A 15,566-nucleotide genomic window follows, 5' to 3' on the forward strand; every position below is an offset into this window, starting at 1 on the left:
CCGCCGCCTGCCGGCGCTGCTCGCCGTCGCCGGCCGCACCGAGGAGCTGCCCGAAACATTGTTCCGGGTCGATGACTTGCCGATGTGAACGGTAACACGCTAATGTCCGCTGCAGGAGCGAAGGGCGCGCTCCGACCGGCAGCACGGCTCCGATCCGGGACCGGAGCCGGAGGCACGAGCGGCACCGACGACAGATGTCCGGGGCCATCCGCCGAGCGCTGCACCAGGCCAGGTGCCCGCCGGAGATGGGAGCCTCTGTCGGCCGGGCCCGGGGCTGATGTCGGCAGACCCGTGACGTTGCGCAGCCACGATCGTCCAGTCTCACCAGCCGCGGCCGTGCCGCGCTGCCATCCGACCGACTTCCGTCCGCCGGCCCTGCCGGGGGTGCGGCGTCGCGGCGGTCGGGGGTCACGCCGCGTCGGCGTCGCGCCCCGCGCGAGGTCGGCGTCCCGCCCGCCGGCCACCGACCAGCAGATCCAGGATCTGCACAGAGGAGAGGAAAGGCAGTGAAACGCTCGCGTCTTCGGCTCTGGCTCGCCGCGACGACGGCCATCGCCGTCAGCGTCGCAGGGGCCACCATGGCCGTCTCCGCCCAGGCCGCCGTCGGCTGCAAGGTCACCTACGCGGTGACCAACCAGTGGCAGGGCGGCTTCGGCGCCAACGTCGTCGTGGACAACCTCGGCGACGCCATCAACGGTTGGCGACTGACCTGGTCCTTCGCCGCCGGGCAGACGATCAGCCAGTTGTGGAACGGCACGGCCAGCCAGTCGGGCGCCCAGGTGACGGTGACCAACGCCGATTTCAACGCCGCCATCCCCACCGGGGGCAACGTCAGCTTCGGCTTCAACGGCACCTGGACGTCGAGCAACCCGGCGCCGACCAGCTTCGCCCTCAACGGGGTCACCTGCACCGGCTCGGTCCCCACCGGCAACCCGACCACGCCGCCGCCGACGACCACGCCCCCGCCGACCACGCCGCCGCCCACAACTCCCCCGCCCACCACGCCGCCGCCCTCGGGGTCGTTCACGAACCCGGTGTTGTGGCAGGACTTCGCCGACATCGACATCTTCCGCGTCGGCGACGCCTACTACTACTCGGCCTCCACCATGCACTACTCACCCGGCGCGCCGATCCTGCGCTCCTACGACCTCGTCAACTGGGAGTTCGCCGGCCACTCGGTGCCGCGCCTCGACTTCGGCACCAAGTACGACCTCAACGGGTCGCACGCCTACGTCGACGGCATCTGGGCCTCGGCCATGAACTACCGCAAGAGCAACAACACGTTCTACTGGCTCGGCTGCATCGACTTCTCCAAGACCCACGTCTACAGCTCCACCAGCGTCGAGAGCGGCTGGAACCGCATCTCGACCATCAACAACTGCTACTACGACGCCGGCCTGCTCGTCGACGACAACGACACCATGTACGTCGCGTACGGCAACACCCAGATCAGCGTCGCCCAGCTCTCCGCCGACGGCAAGACGCAGGTGCGCGCGCAGCAGGTCTTCTCCACGCCGTCCAGCGTCGGCACCCTCGAGGGCGCCCGCTTCTACAAGCGCAACGGCAGCTACTACATCTGGCTGACCCGCCCCGCCAACGGGCAGTACGTGCTCAAGTCCAGCTCCCCGTTCGGGCCGTACGAGATGCGCCAGGTCCTGCTCAACATGCCCGGCCCCATCTCCGGCGGCGGCGTCCCCCACCAGGGCGGGCTCGTGCAGACCCAGAACGGCCAGTGGTACTACATGAGCTTCATCGACGCCTACCCCGGCGGCCGGGTGCCCGCCCTCGCCCCGATCAACTGGACCTCCGACGGCTGGCCCCAGATCCAGACCGTCAACGGCGCCTGGGGCGCCTCGTACCCGAACCCCCTGCCCACCCGCCCGGTCAAGCCCATGATCGGCAACGACACGTTCCCCGGCACCACGCTCGGCCCCCAGTACGAGTGGAACCACAACCCCGACGACACCAAGTGGTCGGTCAACAACGGGCTCCGGCTCCAGACCGCCACGGTCACCAACGACCTGTACAAGGCCCGCAACACCCTGACCCACCGCATCCAGGGGCCGACCAGCACCGCCACCATCGAGCTCGACTACTCCACGATGCGCGACGGTGACCGCAGCGGCCTGTCCATGCTGCGCAACTCGTCCGCCTGGATCGGCGTCAGACGCGACAACGGGGCCAACCGGGTGGTCATGACCAACAACATCACCATGGACAGCAACTGGAACACCACCAACACCGGCACCGAGATCGCCAGCGCGGCGATCAGCGGCGGACGCATCTGGCTGCGCGTCAACGCCGACATCAGACCGGGCGCGGGCCGGCAGGCCCGCTTCTCCTACAGCACCGACGGCACCAACTTCGTCTCCCTCGGCAACGCGCTCACCCTCGACAACAACTGGCCGTTCTTCATGGGCTACCGGTTCGGCGTCTTCAACTACGCCACCCAGGCCCTCGGCGGCAGCGCCACCGTCAGGAGCTTCAACATCACCACCCCCTGACGGCTGCGCCTGCGCCCCGGCGCGTCGGCCCCCGGGCCGGCGTGCCGGGGCGTACGCCCGGCGACGCCGATGGGCCGGGGGCCGCCGCCGAACGTGCGGTGGCGCGGGTTGCGGGATCTTGCGAGGCTTACGGCGTGTATGACTACGACCTGTTGGTGCTGGGCTCCGGGCCCAGCGGTCAGAAGGCTGCGATCGCCGCGGCCAAGCTCGGTCGGCGGGTCGGCATCGTCGACCGCCGCGACATGATCGGTGGGGTGTGCATCAACACCGGCACCGTCCCTTCCAAGACGTTGCGCGAGGCCGTGCTCTACCTCAGCGGCATGAGCCAGCGCGACCTGTACGGCAGCAGCTACCGGCTCAAGGACGAGATCACGGTCGGCGACCTGGCCGCCCGGACCCAGCACGTGATCAGCCGGCAGACCGACGTCATCCGCAACCAGCTCGCCCGCAACCGGGTGACGCTGATCACCGGCACCGGGCGGTTCGCCGACGCGCACACGATCTGGGTCGACGGCGAGTCCGGGCAGGAGTCGCGGGTCACCTTCGACAAGGCGATCATCGCCGCCGGCACCCGGCCGGCCCGCCCGGACAGCGTCGAGTTCGACGAGCGGACGATCGTGGACTCCGACGGGGTCATCAACCTGGAGTCCATCCCCCGCAGCATGGTCGTGGTCGGCGCGGGCGTGATCGGCATGGAGTACGCCTCCATGTTCGCCGCGCTCGGCACGAAGGTGACCGTGGTGGAGCGCCGCGACCGGATGCTCGACTTCTGCGACGAGGAGGTCGTCGAGTCGCTCAAGTACCACCTGCGCGACCTGTCCGTCACGTTCCGCTTCGGCGAGGAGGTCGCGGCGGTGGAGAAGCACCAGAGCGCGGCGCTGTGCGTCCTGAAGAGCGGGAAGAAGATCGTCGCGGACACCGTCATGTACTCGGCCGGCCGGCAGGGCCAGACCGACAGCCTGGCGCTGGAGGCGGCGGGGTTGCAGGCCGACCGGCGCGGCCGGATCACCGTCGACGCGGACTACCGCACGGCGGTGGAGAACATCTACGCCGTCGGCGACGTGATCGGGTTCCCGGCGCTGGCGTCCACCTCGATGGAGCAGGGCCGCATCGCCGCGCAGCACGCCTGCGGGGAGCCGGTCCGCGCGCTCAACGAGCTGCAGCCGATCGGCATCTACACCATCCCGGAGATCAGCTTCGTCGGGAAGACCGAGGAGCAGCTGACGGAGAGCTCCACACCGTTCGAGGTCGGCATCGCGCGCTACCGCGAGCTGGCCCGCGGGCAGATCGTCGGCGACTCGTACGGCATGCTGAAGCTGCTGGTGTCACCGGCCGACGGCCGGCTGCTCGGCGTGCACGTGTTCGGCACCGGCGCCACCGAGATCGTGCACATCGGGCAGACCGTCATGGGTTGCGGCGGCACGGTCGACTACCTCATCGACGCGGTGTTCAACTATCCGACCCTCGCCGAGGCGTACAAGGTGGCGGCGCTGGACGCGTCCAACAAGATCCGCAACATCGTCCGGATCGAGGGCTAGCCCGACCGGGGCCGGCCGCACCGGGATCGGTGCCGGCCGGCCCTCGGGCCTCACCCCAGGTCGAGGGTGAAGGCGGCGGTGTGGACCTTGCCGTCGACCTGGAAGTCGAAGAACGCCCGGTAGCGGCTCGGGCCCGGCGCGGTCAGCCAGAACCTGGCGGCCCCGTCGACCAGTTCCTGATCCGGGTGGACGTGCACGTATCCCAGATCGCCCTCGCGCACGACCACCAGGTGCCCGTACGCGCCCAGGTAGCGTTCCAGCGTCGGCGCGGGAGCGCCCGCGCGGCCCACCCGGAACGACAGCGGCACCGTCGCCCCGATCGTCGGAGCGCCGACCATCTCCACCTCGAACGGCCCGGCCGTGGCCCGCGGCTGGGCGGGCGGCAGGGTGGCGGGGGTGTGCGCGCCGGGAACCTGGTGGTCGACGCCGAGGACCAGCGGCCGTGCGGTGCCGTCGGCGGCGGTCGTGGCGAAGTCGGCGTAGACGCGGTAACCCCCGGCCCGCTTGAGTGTCAGGGGCACGCTCCAGGTGCCGTCGCCGGCCATGGTGGGGTGCAGGTGCTGGTAGCCGTCGAGGTCCCGGCCGACCACGACCAGGTGCAGCGGCTTGTCGTGCACGACCGCGAAGCGCGTCTCCGCGCGCCCGTCGGCGCCCACGATCCGGAACCGGTAGTCCACGTTCACGCCGGCCGGCTGGGACCGCGTCACCGGCTTGAGCGTGTAGCCGCCGGCGCCGACCGTCGTGCCGGTCACCTGCGCCTGCGCCGGGTCGCCGTCGCCGGGATGCGTGTGCGCCCCGGTCCCCGCCGCGTGCTGGTGCCCGTCCCCCGCCGCGACCGGGCGTCCGGTGGCGGTCGACCCGCCGACGGCCGCCGTGGCGGCCCGCCCGTCGCGGGCACCGACGCGGCCGAGCCCGAACCCGGCCACCAGGGCGACCACCAGCCCGCCGACGACCAGGGCGAGGCCCCGGTCGCCGAGCCGGAGCCCGCCGGTCGGCCGGTTCTCGGGCGTCTCGCCCGGCTCGGCCGGGCTGCGTCGGGGGCCGCCGTTGCGGGCCGCCGGGCGCGGGGCCGGGCCGGGTGACTTCGGCCGTTTGGCGGCCCGGGCGGCCGGGACGCGGCGCGCCGCCCGGCCGGCGGGACGGCGGGTCCACGGCCAGCGGGCTGCCGGGCCACCCGCCCGCGCGGCGTGGTGACGCCACCCGACGACGCCGGCCACCGCCGCGACCGCCACGGCGAGACCGAGCCATCCGAGCCAACCGGGCCCGCCGGTGTCCCCGGGGTCGACGGGGGCCGCCGCCGCGGGAGAGCCCGCCCCGGGGGCGACCGGGGACGCGGCCGGCGCGGCCGGCCCGCCCGAGGACCGGGGCGAGCCGTGTCCGGACGTCGCGTGCTGCTCGGCGGCGGCGACGAGCGCCGGGTCCGGCCCCGTGGTCGGCGGGCGCCAGCCCTGCGGGGCGGCCGTGACCCGGCCGGTGTAGCGGAAGCTCATCGTGCCCCGCACCGGCTCGCCGTCGGAGGCCACCGACAGGTAGCTGACCGTGTACTGGCCCGCCGCGGGCAGGTGCGCCAGGGTGACCACCGCCGGGAAGCCGGTGGCGTACTCGCGCGGCTCGAACTTCCCGTCGACCAGCAGGTACTCCCGCACCGGCTGGTCCAGGGGCGCGGGCGACCCGTGCGTCCAACCGTTGTCGACCCGGCCGCCATCCGGCGCGGTGACCGCGAAGTACGCGTTGTCGGCGACCTTCTCGGTGAAGTAGAGCTGCACGGTCGCCAACGGCTCGGCGACCGTGGCGCCGGTCGCCGGGGTGGACATGGCCAGGGTGCCGTGGGCCGCTGCGGGCGGGGCGGCCCCGAGGACGGCGACGGCCGCGGCGAGGACGACAGCGAGCAGGCCCGAGACGCAGCGGCCGGGGACCGGATGGGGACGACGCATCGGATCATCCTCGCCGTACCCGGACTTCCGTCAAGCCTCTCCGAACTTTTTCCGCAGATGGCAAAAGTTTCCCCGCTTGGACGCAGGCACCCGGGACCCCCGACGCAGCCGCCCCGACCGGATCCCGCGAGTGGCGTGGGTCACCGACAGCCGCGGAACTTTACCCCCGGTGACGCCGACCATCCACGTGCAGTCGATCATCGAAGGGGAACCGATGCCCATCCTCACCGCGCCCCACCGGCCTCGGCGCACGACAGCCCTGCTCACCGCCGTCCTCGCGGCGACGGTCGCCGCCGGCTGCGGCTCGCCGGACAACCCGCCCACGGCTGCGGCGAACCCGCCATCGTCACCGTCAGTGTCGGCGAGCGCCGCCGCCGGGGTGCTGACCGTGCGCGACCCGTGGGTGAAGGCCGCGGACGAGGGCATGACCGCCGCCTTCGGCACCCTGGTCAACGACGGGGAGGCGGACGTGACCATCACCGGCGCGGCCACCGACGTGTCCCCCATGGAGCTGCACGAGATGACCATGAAGGACGGCAAGATGGTCATGCAGGCCAAGCAGGGCGGCATCGTGGTCAGGGCCAAGAGCAGCCACGTGCTGGAGCCCGGCGGCGAGCACCTGATGCTGATGAACCTCCGGCAGCCGGTGAAGGCCGGCGACGAGCTCTCCGTCACGCTCACCTTCGCCGACGGCCGGACGCAGTCGTTCACCGCCGTGGCCAAGCCGTTCACCGGCGCGCAGGAGAGCTACGCCCCCGGCCACGGCGCGACCCCGACGGCGGGCATGAGCGGCGCGCCGCGGCCGGCCACGAGCCCCGCGTCATGACCGACGCCACCAGCGGCCGTCCGGTGCGCAGGCGCGCCCTGCTCACCGGCGGGGCCCTGGCCGCCGGGGGCGCCCTCGCCGGGGCCGCCGCGATCACCGCCGCCCGCACCGGCGACACCGACGTACGCCCCGGCGGAGCGGTCCCGGTGGCCGACGTCGGCGGCGCGGTGGTGCCGTTCCACGGCGCGCGCCAGGCGGGGGTGGACACCGAGCCGCAGGCGCACGCGTCGTTCGTCGCGCTGACCCTCGCCCCGGCCACCGACCGGGCCGCCCTGGGCCGGCTGCTGCGGCTGCTCACCGACGACGCCGCCCGCCTCACCCGGGGCCGGCCGGCCCTCGCCGACACCGAACCCGAGCTCGGCCTGCTGCCCGCGCGGCTGACCGTCACGTTCGGCTTCGGGCCGGGCCTCTACCGGGCCGCCGGCCTCGACGACCGTCGACCGGCGTCGGTGGCGGCGCTGCCGGCCTTCCGCGTCGACCGCCTCCAGTCCCGCTGGTCCGGCGGGGACCTGCTGCTGCAGATCTGCGCCGACGACCCGGTCACGGTGGCCCACGCCCAGCGGGTCCTGGTCAAGGACAGCCGGCCGTTCGCGACGGTGGCGTGGGTGCAGCAGGGCTTCCGCCGGGCGGCGGGCGCGGAACCGGGGCGCACCCAGCGCAACCTGTTCGGCCAGCTCGACGGCACCGCCAACCCCCTACCCGGCGGGCCGCTGGAGACCGCGGTGTGGGTGCCCGACGGGCCGGCGTGGCTGCGGGACAGCAGCACGCTGGTCGTGCGGCGGATCAGCATGAACCTGGAGACCTGGGACCTGCTCGGCCGCGCCGATCGGGAACTGGCCGTCGGCCGTCGGCTCGACACCGGGGCCCCGCTGACCGGCACGGCCGAACACGACGAGCCCGACTTCGCCGCCGTCGACGCCGCCGGGCTCACCGTCATCCCCGACTTCTCGCACCTGACCCGCGCCCGGGTCACCGACGACCGGCTGCGCATCCTGCGCCGCCCCTACAACTACGACGGGGTGCCGGCCGCCGACGGCACCGCCGACAGCGGACTGATCTTCGCCTCGTACCAGGCGGACGTCACGACGCAGTTCCTGCCCATCCAGCGTCGCCTCGCCGAACGGGACCTGCTCAACGAGTGGACCACCCCGATCGGCTCCGCCGTGTTCGCCGTGCCGCCCGGGTGCCCGGAGGGCGGCTGGATCGGCCAGCAGCTGCTCGCCTGACCGCCACCACCGCCTGCCCGGGGGCACCGGCGCACCGGTTGCCGAGCGGCACCACCAGGAAAGGGGCCAGCCCATGCGCAGACCCGTCCGCCACCCCCGTCTCGCGGGCACCGCCGCCGCGCTGGCCGCCCTGGCGGTCCTGGTCGCGCCCGCCGCGCCGGCCGCCGCCCACAACAGCCTGGCCTCGGCCGTCCCCGCCGCGGACGCCCGGCTGACCACGCCGCCGTCCGAGATCACGGTGCGGTTCCTGCAGAAGCTGAACCCGGACCTCACCACCGTCGTGCTCAGCGACGCCGCCCGCCGGGTGGTGCCCACCGGCGCGCCGGTCGTCGCCGGGACACGGGCGACGGTCACCGTCGCCGAGGCGTTGCCCGACGGCGCCTACACGGTGGCCTACCGGGTCGTGTCCACCGACGGGCACCCCGTGCAGGGCTCCTACCGGTTCACCGTCGCCGGCCCCGCCGCCACCGCACCGACCCCGGCGGACGGCACGCCCACCGCACCGGCCCAGGCGAGCGCCCCGCCCACCGCCCCGCCCACCGCCGCGCCGGCCAGCAGCGGGGCTGCCGGCGCGGCAGGGCCCGTCGCCCGGGGCGGCGGGCCCGGCCCGCTCGCCGGGGCGGCCGGCGTCGCCCTGGTCGCCAGCGCCCTGGCCGGCGGCGCGCTCGTCGCCGTGCTCGCGCTGCGCCGACGACGCGCCCGGTAGCCGCGACGGTCGCGCCACGGGCCGGGAACTTCCCCGGCTCCGCGCCCGACCATCCCACCGGGTGGGCCCCGCGACGCCGGCACGACGGGACCCGCCCCCTGTCGTACGGGGGCAGTCCCACCGGGAACGATCCCGGCTACTCCGATCGGAAGCACATGTCCATCACCGAACTGCCCGACGGGTCGACGTCGGAGCCGCTCACCCCGGCGGCGCGCCGCAACCCGGCATGGGCGGCGTTCCTGCTCCGCCTGCACTTCTACGCCGGTGTCCTCGTGGCGCCGTTCCTGCTCGTCGCCGCCCTCACCGGCCTGGCGTACACCGTCGCCCCGCAACTGGACCGGGCCCTCTACGGCGACGTGCTGACCGCCGCGCCGGGCGGGTCGCCGAAGCCCCTCGCCGAGCAGGTCGCCGCCGCCCGCGCCGCCCACCCCGAGGGCACCGTCGCCGCCGTGCTGCCGGGCACGGACGGGGCCACCACCCGGGTGGTGTTCGCCCAGCCCGACCTCGGCGACCGGCAGCACACCGTCTACGTCGACCCGCACACCGCCCGGGTCGAGGGGCAGCTGACCACCTGGTTCGACTACACGCCCGTCACCACGTGGCTGGACGACCTGCACCGCAACCTGCACCTCGGCGACCTCGGCCGCCACTACTCCGAGATCGCCGCGAGCTGGCTGTGGATCCTCGCCGTCGGCGGCGTCGTCCTGTGGTGGCGTCGGCGCGGCGTCGCCTGTGCCCGCGTCCGGCACCTGCTCGTGCCCGACCTGTCCGCCCGCAGGGGGGTGCGGCGCACCCGGGCCTGGCACGCGGCCACCGGGGTCTGGCTCGCCGTCGGCCTGCTCTTCCTCTCCGCGACCGGCCTGACCTGGTCGCGGTACGCCGGTGGGCACTTCGGCAGCGCGCTCGACGCGCTGCGCGCCGGCACCCCCGAGATCTCCACCAGCCTCACCGGCGCGCCGCCGTCCGGTGGCGGGGAGCACCAGCACGGCGGCGTCACCGCCGGGTCCGCGGACCCCGCGGCGTTCGACCGGGTGCTGGCCGCCGCCACCGGCGCGGGCCTCACCGGCCCGATGCGGATCGTCCCTGCCGAGGCCAGCGGCGACGCGTGGACGGTCGCCCAGACCGACAGCACCTGGCCCGTGGGCCGGGACCGCATCGCCGTCGACCCCGTGGCCGGCACGGTGACCGCCCGCAGCGACTTCGCCGACTGGCCCCTGCTGGCCAAGCTCAGCAGCCTCGGCGTCGCCGCGCACATGGGCCTGCTGTTCGGCCCGGTCAACCAGGTCCTGCTCGCCGCGCTCGCCCTCGGCCTGCTCTGCGTCATCGTCTGGGGCTACCGGATGTGGTGGCAGCGCCGCCCCACCCGGGCCGACCGCCGCGCCGCCGTCGGCGCCCCGCCCGCGCGGGGCGGACTGCGCGGCCTGCCGTGGTGGGCGCTGCCGCCCGGCCTCGCGCTGACCGTCGCCGTCGGGTGGGCGCTGCCCTGGTTCGGCGGCCCCCTGCTCGCGTTCGTCGTCGTCGACGTGGTCCTCGGGGCGCTGGCCCGGCGACGCCGCCGGGCCGTGCCGGTCTCGCCCGCCCCCGCCGGCGGCTGACCGGCCGGTGCGGGGCGGCGGGGCCGGTGCCGGCCCGCCGCCCCGCGCCCGCGACTACCGGGCGGCGCTGCCGAACGCGCTGGACAGGTACGCCCGCGAGTCGGCGATGGCCCCCTCGATGATGCGGGCCGCCTCCCGGGCCTCCTCGGGCCGGTGGCCGGCCTGCACCTGGAGCCGGAACCGCGACGACCCGGTCGGCGTGACCGGGAACTCCACCATGAACGCGAGCACCCCCCGGTCGAACAGCAGGCGGTTGGCCGTCCGGGCGAGCTTCTCGTTGCCGATCAGCAGCGGCACGATCGGCGACGGCTCGCCCATGCAGGTCAGCCCCCGGCCGGTCAGCTCGTCGCGCAGCGCGTGGATGGCGGTGAACAGCCGGGCGCGCAGCTCGTCGCCCTCGGGGGACCGGATGATCCGGGCGGCCTCCCGCACCACGGCGGTCTGCACGGGTGACAGAGCGTTACTGAAGAAGTGGCTGCCGCTGAACATCTTGACGTACTGCTTCAGGGCCGGCGAGCGCGACGCCACGAAGCCGCCGTTGGAGCAGAACGTCTTCGAGAACGCCCCCATCACGATGTCGACCTCGCCGAGCAGGTCCTGCATGCCCAGCACGCCCGTGCCGCCCGGCCCCATCGCGCCGAGGTCGTGCGCGACGTCGACCAGCAGGGTCGCGTCGTGTTCCCGGCAGACCCGCTGCAGGGTCACCAGGTCGGGCCAGTCGGCGTCGACGGAGAAGAGGCCGTCGGTGACGACGAGGATGCCGTTGCGGCTGTCGTGCGACCTGATGTCGGCCAGGTGCTGGCGCACGGCCTCGACGTTGAGGTGTTCGTAGCGCACGACGTTGCGGGTCGCCGCCCGCGCGCCCTGCTGGAGGCAGGAGTGCGCGAGCCGGTCGATGACCACGTGGTCGGACTGGCGGACCAGCCCGACGATCGCGCCGAAGCCCGCCGACCACCCGGTCGAGAAGAGCGTGACGTGCTCCAGCCCCACCAGCTCGCCGAGGGCGACCTCCAGCTCGTCGGAGATGCGGGTGTTGCCCAGCACCATCGGCGAGCCGGCGCTGTGCGGGCCGTAGTCGCGCATCGCCCGGACCGCCGCCTCCCGGATCGCCGGGTGGGTGTTGAACGACAGGTAGTCCTGGGAGTTGAAGTTGATGCCCCGGGTCCGCTTGCCCAGGTCGTTGGTGATCTCGGCGATGCTGTCCGGGGCCGCCTCCAGCACCCTGGAATATTGCCAGGTCTCCGTGCGGCGGCGGGCCTGCACCCAGCCGTAGAAGTCCTCCGTGCGGGCGAGCAGGTCGCGCCCGGCGGGGCGGTAGAAGTCGTAGGCGTTCTTGTCCAGCGCGTACTCCTCGTCGGGGTCGACGGGGTTGCGCAGGTGCGCCGGCTCCCACATCTCGGTCAGGTCCGCCACGACCCGGGCGAGCTCGCCGTCGGCCCCGGAGGCGTCGAGGGTCGCGAGGTCGTCCCAGGGGATGTGGGTGGCCCAGTTGCGGGTCATCTCGGAGACCTCGGCCGCCTCGCGGGCCATGGTCTCGACGTCGCCGCGCCGGGCGGCGTCGAGGATGGCCTCGATCAGCTCGCCGTCGTCGCGCTGCTGCAGGTCGGTGCTGGTCACGGTGTCGGCTCCCTGGTACGGCATCAGGCGAAGGGGTTCTGCTGGTACATGCGCGACGTCGCGGCGAAGTCGTCGAAGACCGGGTAGCCGGCGGAGGACTCCTTGGCGGCGTCGTTGAGCAGGAAGAGGTTGGACGCCTGGAAGAACTCCGACACCGGCGCGACGTCGGCGTGCGTGGCGATGAAGCGGTCGGTCTCCTCCTGGTTGCCGCGCAACGCGACGAACAGTTGCAGCTCGTCGTGCCGGTACGGCCGCATCTCGGACAGCGTGCACACGTAGTCGTAGTAGGCGGCGGAGTTCTGGCTGCGCCGGCGGCCCTCGTACGCGGCCATCGCCTCGTCGAGCGACGACTCGCCGGTGAGCCACCGGTGCAGGGCGGCACTGGCCAGCTCCGCGTCGCGGAACGCGTGGGTCATGCCGATCGCCGTGCACTGGTCCTTGGCCGACTCGGCGTCGCCGACGAGCACCCAGCCGGGCCCGTGCAGCGGCCGGAGGAAGCCCGACTGGTCCAGGGTGCCGTAGATCCGCTCCTCCCGGACGCCCTGGGTGCGGACCAGCTCGCCCAGCTCGGGGCTGACGAAGTCCAGCCCCCGCTGGACGTTGCCGGGCACGTCGGCGCGGAACTCCCGGGACCACTCGCTGGGCCCCCAGACGAGGACCATGTTCTGCCCGAAGTTGGTCGGCACCACCGCGCAGCCGAGCCGGCCACGCCGGTGGATCTGCCCCCGGCCGGGGTCGAAGCCGGACCAGTAGCTCCAGTAGGCGAACGTGCAGCGGGGCCGCTCGTCGAAGCGGGGCAGGTTTAGGGTGCGCGCGACGAACGAGTTGCGGCCGTCGGCGCCGACGACGATGCGGGCCCGCTCCTCGAACTCCCGGCCGTCTGCGGCGCGCCCCCGCACGCCGACGACCCGGCCGTCCTCGGTGATCAGCTCCCGTACGGCGCAGTGCGTGCGGACCTCGGCGCCGGCCTTGGCCGCCGCCTCGACGAGGATCTGGTCCAGCACGCGACGGCGCACCGAGGCGTAGGTCTGCACGACGCCCGAGTCGTCGCCGTGCAGGTCCCGGAAGTGCTCGCGCAGCAGCGACGTGGGCACCGAGCCGCTCAGCGGGATGCCGTCGTTGACGATGTCGATGACCGTGTGCGTGGGGGTCACGGCGGTGACCTGGTCCAGCAGGCCCCACCGGTTGAGGTAGGACATGCCGTGCGGCCACAGGAAGTGCGTCGAGATGACGTCGCTGGGGAAGGACGACCGGTCCACCACCAGCACCCGGTGGCCCTGCCGGGCGAGTAGCAGGGCGGTGGAGGCGCCTGCGCAGCGTCCACCGACGACTATCGCGTCGTACATGATTCGTAGTCCTTCGAACGAGGTCCGGCTGCCCCGTCGGCCGGGCCCTCGGTGCGGCGGCGGACCCGCACGACGCGCGGACCGTCCCGCGGTGCCACCGGCGAACGGGAGTGAACCGTCAACGTACACAGTGGACGGCCCTCTGTTCGGCCCGTCGAATAGGGGTGTGTCCGGGCCCCGACCGCCGTGACCGCGCTGGTCACCGCGGCACCGCGAGGGGGTGTTCCCCGCCGCCGGCAGGTGGTGTCCGAAAGCCGACAGTCGCCGGGGCGACCCGGAGCGGGTGCGGTGTCGGCGGCCCCTCGGCCGCTGCTCAGCCGCTGCCGGCGCGCCGGCAGCGGGCCAGTTCCGCCCGCAGGTCGCGGCGCAACGCGCGGTCCAGGCCCGGCTGGGCGAGCGCGTGGGCGAAGTCGCGGGCGGCCTCGTCCCAGCGGCCGAGCCGCATCAGCGCGGCGCCCCGGTTGTAGCGGGGCACCGACGCCGACGCGGCCAGCGCCACCGCCCGGTCCAGGTCCGCCACGGCGGCGGCGACGTCGCCGCGGTCGAACCGGACGGCGGCCCGGTTGGTCCACGCCTCGACCAGCGCGGGGTCGCCGGACAGGGCCCGGGTGAACAGCTCGTCGGCCTCGTCGGCCCCGCCGCGCTCGGAGCGGACCAGCCCGAGGGTGCACAGCAGCGCGGGTTCCTGCGGGGCCAGGGCCAGCCCCGCCCGCGCGCCCGCCTCGGCCGCGTCGTGCGCGCCGCGCTCCAGGTGCAGGTTGACCAGGGCGATGCGGGCGTCCAGGTGCCCCGGCTCGATGGCCAGCACCCGGTCGAGGTCGGCGCGCGCCCGCCCGGGGCGGCCCCGCTGCTGCTGGAGCACGGCCCGGTTGTAGTAGGCCTCGGGCAGGTGCGGCCCGAGGCGGATCGCGGTGTCGTAGTCGCGGATCGCGGCCCGGGTGCGGCCCGCCGCCCGGTGCAGGGCGGCCCGGTCGACGTAGTACTCGCAGTTGTCGGGGTCGTGGGCGATCACGGTGTCGAGCTCGGCCAGGGCCCGGTCGGCGTCGCCCAGGGCCAGGTGCACCTGCGCGCGGTTGTGGCGCAGCCGGGCCAGGTCCTGCGGGCGTTCGCCGGGGGCGAGCACCGCCGCCAGGCGGGCCAGCCCGTCGTCGATCAGCCGCAGCGCGCGGGCGGGCTCGCCCTCTCGGCTGTCCAGCAGGGCCAGGCCCTGCTCGTAGAAGACGGTGGACAGCACCCGCTGGCGCGGGTCGGCCAGGCCGGCGGCGAGGCGCAGCGCCCGGTGCAGCCAGTGCCGTGCCCGCTGCGGGTCCTGGTCGGCCGCCGGCAGGTGCCGGGCGTACAGCATGGCGGTGGCGTACGCGGCCGACATGGTGATCTTCGGGTCGTCGGTGGCGGCGCGGGCCTCGTCGTAGAGGTCGAGGGCCTCGGCGGCGCGGTCGAGGGCCGCCAGGGCGGTGGCCAGGCCGGTGGTGAACGCCCACCAGTGCCGCAGGTCGCCCGACGCGGTCACGGCGGCGCGCCCGCGCCGGGCGGCGCGGGCGGCGTGGTGGTAGAAGCCGCGGGCCAGGGACTCCCCCACGGCCGCGCGCAGCGCCGCCGGTGGCGGGTCCGCGACGTCGGGCCGGGCGACGCCGCCGTCGCGCAGGTCCAGGCGCAGCGGGTACGGCCCGACCCGGCGCGACAGGGCGTCCAGCAGCTCGCGGGTGGTCTCGTCGGCGGCGTCGACGTGGTCGAAGCGCACCGTCACCGGGCGTCTGAGGGTGCCCGCCCAGGCCACCACGAACTCCGTCGCGCCGTAGGCCAGGCAGGCCGTGCGGCGGGCGGGGTGGAACCGGATCGGCTCCTCGTCGGCGGCGGGGCGGGCGGCGCGGTCGAGCCCCGGCACGATGGCGTGCAACTCGACGGCGTGCCGGGACGCCAGGCGGGGACGGTCGGCGGCGATCCGGCCGAGGAAGTCGGCGACCCCGGCGTACGGCCCGTGGTCGCGGTGGCAGTCGTAGCCGCCCGGCTCGCCGCTCGACGACCGGGCCGGGCCCCGCAGGGGCGGGCGCCCGGGGGCGCCCGCCGCGCCGGGTGCTACCAGCACCACTCGATCCAGAGCCGGCGGGCGCCGGACAGCAGGCGCAGGGTGCTCGTGCGGCGTACGGTCATCTTCCTCATGTGAACCTCCGTTGTGATCACTGTGGAACTGCCCAGAGCGTAGGCCCGATCGACGCGGATATGAAGGGCGTTCGTGATCGTTCCCGATGCGTCACCGAGGGGCCCCTCCTCGCA

At 74.4% G+C, this 15,566-nt stretch carries 10 protein-coding genes; 6 read left to right on the forward strand and 4 right to left on the reverse strand.

Annotation, left to right across the window (positions count from 1 at the left end):
* Nucleotides 1-506: 506 nt before the first annotated feature.
* Nucleotides 507-2,504, forward strand: a complete 1,998-nt coding sequence (locus ACFYWL_RS20085; RefSeq protein WP_386974785.1) for a family 43 glycosylhydrolase — start codon at nt 507-509, stop codon at nt 2,502-2,504.
* Between the two features lie 134 nt (nt 2,505-2,638).
* Entirely contained in the window at nt 2,639-4,042 is a 1,404-nt protein-coding gene (sthA, locus tag ACFYWL_RS20090; RefSeq protein ID WP_386974786.1) for a Si-specific NAD(P)(+) transhydrogenase, read from the forward strand.
* A 50-nt stretch (nt 4,043-4,092) separates the two neighbouring features.
* Here sthA and ACFYWL_RS20095 read toward each other — a convergent pair whose 3' ends face one another.
* Nucleotides 4,093-5,976: a copper resistance protein CopC gene (locus ACFYWL_RS20095; protein WP_386974788.1), complete on the reverse strand. Its 1,884-nt coding sequence runs from the start codon at nt 5,974-5,976 to the stop codon at nt 4,093-4,095.
* A gap of 214 nt (nt 5,977-6,190) precedes the next feature.
* Between ACFYWL_RS20095 and ACFYWL_RS20100 the strand changes: the two genes are divergently transcribed.
* From ACFYWL_RS20100 to ACFYWL_RS20115, 4 genes are all read left to right on the forward strand, one after another.
* Entirely contained in the window at nt 6,191-6,802 is a 612-nt protein-coding gene (locus tag ACFYWL_RS20100) for a copper chaperone PCu(A)C (protein ID WP_386974790.1), read from the forward strand.
* The gene (locus ACFYWL_RS20105; RefSeq protein WP_386974792.1) at nt 6,799-8,028 is read left to right on the forward strand and encodes a Dyp-type peroxidase; all 1,230 of its coding nucleotides are present in this window, start codon (nt 6,799-6,801) and stop codon (nt 8,026-8,028) included. Before ACFYWL_RS20100 ends, ACFYWL_RS20105 begins: the two co-directional genes overlap by 4 nt.
* Nucleotides 8,029-8,101: 73 nt before the next feature.
* A complete protein-coding gene (locus tag ACFYWL_RS20110; RefSeq protein ID WP_386974794.1) occupies nt 8,102-8,734 on the forward strand; it encodes a copper resistance protein CopC in 633 nt (210 codons plus the stop codon).
* A 155-nt stretch (nt 8,735-8,889) separates the two neighbouring features.
* Entirely contained in the window at nt 8,890-10,329 is a 1,440-nt protein-coding gene (locus ACFYWL_RS20115) for a PepSY-associated TM helix domain-containing protein (protein ID WP_386974796.1), read from the forward strand.
* 54 nt (nt 10,330-10,383) lie between these two features.
* Here the strand turns inward: ACFYWL_RS20115 and ACFYWL_RS20120 are convergent, their stop codons facing one another.
* The 3 genes from ACFYWL_RS20120 to ACFYWL_RS20130 form a co-directional block, all read right to left on the reverse strand.
* Nucleotides 10,384-11,946, reverse strand: coding sequence for an aminotransferase class I/II-fold pyridoxal phosphate-dependent enzyme (locus tag ACFYWL_RS20120; RefSeq protein WP_386974798.1), 1,563 nt, complete (start codon nt 11,944-11,946; stop codon nt 10,384-10,386).
* A 23-nt stretch (nt 11,947-11,969) separates the two neighbouring features.
* A complete protein-coding gene (locus ACFYWL_RS20125; protein ID WP_386974800.1) occupies nt 11,970-13,292 on the reverse strand; it encodes an NAD(P)/FAD-dependent oxidoreductase in 1,323 nt (440 codons plus the stop codon).
* 313 nt (nt 13,293-13,605) lie between these two features.
* Entirely contained in the window at nt 13,606-15,378 is a 1,773-nt protein-coding gene (locus ACFYWL_RS20130) for a tetratricopeptide repeat protein (protein ID WP_386974802.1), read from the reverse strand.
* Nucleotides 15,379-15,566: the final 188 nt, after the last annotated feature.

The sequence above is a fragment of the Micromonospora sp. NPDC002575 genome, assembly GCF_042889525.1.
In the GTDB taxonomy this organism is placed as follows: domain Bacteria; phylum Actinomycetota; class Actinomycetes; order Mycobacteriales; family Micromonosporaceae; genus Micromonospora; species Micromonospora carbonacea.